Origin of the sequence: Pseudomonas nicosulfuronedens (assembly GCF_005877905.1) — a bacterium.
GTDB classification, from domain to species: Bacteria; Pseudomonadota; Gammaproteobacteria; order Pseudomonadales; family Pseudomonadaceae; genus Pseudomonas; species Pseudomonas nicosulfuronedens.
Genome location: NZ_SWDV01000112.1, coordinates 1 through 554, shown reverse-complemented (window position 1 = coordinate 554; position 554 = coordinate 1). Strand labels below are relative to the sequence as shown.

The following is a 554-nucleotide window of genomic DNA, read 5'->3' as shown; positions in this document are numbered from 1 at the left end:
CCATATAATAATATTATACGAGTATTGTGGTCGATAAATTACTTCCCCCAATCCCAGCTTGCGCGGAACAAATATATTATCCTTGACTAACTCCAGTTTGCGCTTAATTATTCGCACGCCGGACAATTTCGTCTTTAGGGAATCTCATGAATCAACTTCGACACTGCATACTGGCGGCGGGGCCCGTCTTGCTTTTAGCTCTCCTAGGCGGGTGCGATTTTCTCGAAACCCCTACTAAGGCTCATGCCGTCCCTAACCAGGACGGCAAGTATGTACAGTTCTTCTTCGGTGAAACTGGAGACACACTCTACGTAGAGGCGGCGGTGGTCACGGGGAGCAAGAAACAGGTCGCGAATGGCTCTGCAAAGGGGATTCCACGTGGCCCTGTCGGCCGGATAGGGCTTATTCAGGTGGATTTCGAAGCCTGCGGTCGAGTGTCATTAGGCCAGAACGGAAGCGATCAGAATACGATTATTGCTGTTCAAGATCCTAACTTGTCGATACCCACCGCAACATGTCCTATCGCATCGTGGAGCGGTGATTGGCGCGTTATA

The 554-nt window shown here is 50.2% G+C and carries 1 protein-coding gene; it reads left to right on the top strand.

Annotation, left to right across the window (positions count from 1 at the left end):
• Positions 1-146: 146 nt before the first annotated feature.
• Positions 147-554, top strand: a 408-nt coding sequence (locus FAS41_RS31110; RefSeq protein ID WP_218939155.1) for a hypothetical protein, incomplete at its 3' end; no start/stop codon positions are given.